This is a genomic window from Streptomyces sp. KLMMK, assembly GCF_036961605.1.
GTDB lineage: Bacteria > Actinomycetota > Actinomycetes > Streptomycetales > Streptomycetaceae > Streptomyces > Streptomyces telluris.
In genome coordinates this window covers 1-2,563 of sequence record NZ_JBAMDC010000614.1, presented here as the reverse complement: position 1 = coordinate 2,563, position 2,563 = coordinate 1, and the positions used below count along the sequence as shown (strand labels likewise).

Here is a 2,563-nt window from a genome sequence, read left to right as displayed (position 1 = left end):
GCATGACGGCGCTGCTCGCCCCGGAGGCCGCCGCCCCGCCGAGCCTGCGGGTGGCGCTCACGGAAGTGCAGCGGCCCCGGCTGGCGCTGCCGCGCACGGGCCGCCGCATCTGCCTCGTGTGGAACCTGCGGGTGCGGCCCGGCGGCCCGCTCCTGCACCACTCCGGGGGCACGCGCGGCTGCACCGCCTTCGCCGGCTTCCTGCCCGGCCCCGGCGCCGCCCTGGTGGCCCTGGCCGATGCCGCGCCGACCCCGGCCGCGCCCTTCGTCCAGGCGTCGTACGAGGCGCTGTGCGGCCTGGACCGGACGGACCGGCGGTCAGCCGCCCGCGACGTGCCGGGTGACGGTGGCCGCGAACTCCTGGGCGGCGGGCGCGAGGGCCGACCACTGCCGGGCGGCCCAGCCCACGTCGAGTGAGGGGATGCCGCTGACGGGTATCAGCCGGGCCGCGCCGGACGGGCTGACCAGCCCCGGCATGGCCGGTATCAGGGCGTGCCCCAGGCCCAGCTCGGCCAGCAGCAGCGCGGTGTCCCAGTCCGTGGCGCGGGTGGTGGAGCGCGAGGAGAGGCCGCCGGGGCCGAGCACGTCCTCCACCCGGCGGCCGGAGCTCGTCCCGGCGGGCGGGCGGATGAGGCGCGTACGGGCGAGGTCCGCCGCGCCAAGGGCGCTCTCGGCCGCGAGCGGGTCGCCGGGGTGGACGGCCAGCACCCACTCCAGGCTGATGACCGGGCGCAGTTCGACGCCCTGGGCGTCCTCGGAGACCGTCACCCAGGCCAGGTCCACCGCCCCCGACCGCAGGGCGTCGATGCAGCGGTGGCTGGAGCGCTCGGTGTGGAACTCCAGCCCGACGTCCGGGAACCGCCTGCTGTACTCCTCGATGGCCGCGCCCATGAGGTGGCGGATGGTGGTGGCGCCGGTGGCGATGACGACGCCGCCGCCCTGGCCGGTGCGCAGCTCCTCCAGCGTGCGCAGGCCCTCGCCGAGGGCGGTGAGCCCGTCCGAGGCGGCCCGCTGGAGGATCCGGCCCGCCGCCGTGGGCACCACACCCCTCGGCTGACGCTCCATCAACGACAGCCCGACCTCCTTCTCCAGGCGCCGCACGTGCTGGCTGACGGCCGACTGGCTGCAGTTCATCTCACGGGCCACGGCACTGAGGTTGCGGGCCTCGCACACCATGACGAACACCTTCAGGTCATCTAGCGTCACGCCGCCACGATACAAGCTTCAGCTTGGACGGATCGAGTCAACTCATAGGATTGACTTGGCCCATGAGCGACCGCCATGATCTACCTGAATAACGGCGGCAACCTGTCCGCGGCTTCACACAGCAGCACACAGTGCTCCGTTGCTGCGCATGCACGGCAACGGGCCGGGGCGTCGCTGCGGACAGGTGTCGACCAGCTCCCGCCGGACCACGCCCCTTTTTCAGTGCAAGACCGGCACGGCCTCCAGCAGCTGCCGCGTATACGGGTGTTCCGGCGCCTCCCACACGCGCTCGACCGGCCCCCTCTCCACGACGCGCCCCTCCCTCATCACCACCACCTCGTGGCACAGATAACGCACCACGCCGAGGTCGTGGGTCACGATGCACAGGGCCATGTCCCGCTCGGCGGTGACCTTGCTCAGGACATCCAGGATCTGCGCCCGGACGGAGACGTCCAGGGCGCTGACGGGCTCGTCGGCGAGGAGCACGGACGGGCGGGGCGCCAGAGCCCGGGCGATGGCGATGCGCTGCCGCTGCCCGCCCGAGAACTGGTGCGGATAGCGGCCGGCGGCCTCCGCGGGCAGGCCCACGTCGGCGAGGAGCTCGGCCACGCGCGCCGCGGCCGCGGGCGAGCGCCGGTCCGGGAGCGGCTCGGCGATGATGTCCCGTACGCGCATGCGGGGGTCGAGCGATCCCATGGGGTCCTGGAAGACCACTTGGAGGCCATGGCTGCGGCCGGGGGTCCGGCCCTGGCTGCGGCCGTCGTCCTCGCCGCGGTCCGCCACGTGGCCGACCGTCCCCGACGTCGGGCGGTCCAGGCCAGACAGCAGCCGCAGCAGCGTGGTCTTCCCCGATCCGGACTCGCCGACCACACCGGTCCGCCCGCCCGCACGGAGGTCCAGGTCCAGGCCCTCCAGCGCCGTGAAGTGCGTACGCGGCGCGAAGAGGCCGCGGCGGGGGCGGGCGTAGCGCCGGGTCAGGCCGCGGGCCTTGAGCAGGGTCCGCGGCTCGGCGGGGGCCGGAGGGCGCGGGGCCGGGACGGTCAGGTCGGAGGCCTTCAGCAGGGCCCGGGTGTACGGGTGCTCGGGGCTGCGCAGCACCTGCTCGACGGGCCCGCTCTCGACGATCTCCCCGCCGTACATCACCAGCACCCGGTGACACACGGACGCGACGAGCGCGAGGTCGTGGCTGATGTAGAGCACTGCCGTGCCGCGCTCGTCGGACACGCCCGTGACGAGGTCGACGATCTCCTTCTGGACCGTGACGTCCAGGGCGGTCGTCGGTTCGTCGCAGATCAGCAGGGCGGGGTCGGTCGCAAGGGCGCCGCCGAGGACGGCGCGCTGGCGCTGGCCGCCGGAGA

At 74.4% G+C, this 2,563-nt stretch carries 2 protein-coding genes and 1 pseudogene; 1 reads left to right on the top strand and 2 read right to left on the bottom strand.

The annotated features are described in order from the left end of the window. Positions 1-416, top strand: a pseudogene (locus V7793_RS36305) (hypothetical protein); the annotation flags it as partial. Here the strand turns inward: V7793_RS36305 and V7793_RS36300 are convergent. Then, complete coding sequence (locus V7793_RS36300; RefSeq protein ID WP_336013938.1) at positions 318-1,205, bottom strand: LysR family transcriptional regulator; 888 nt, start codon at positions 1,203-1,205, stop codon at positions 318-320. The pseudogene V7793_RS36305 and the gene V7793_RS36300 overlap by 99 nt on opposite strands. 219 nt (positions 1,206-1,424) lie before the next feature. Beyond that, the coding region (locus V7793_RS36295) for an ABC transporter ATP-binding protein (protein WP_336013937.1) at positions 1,425-2,563 on the bottom strand (1,139 nt) is incomplete at its 5' end.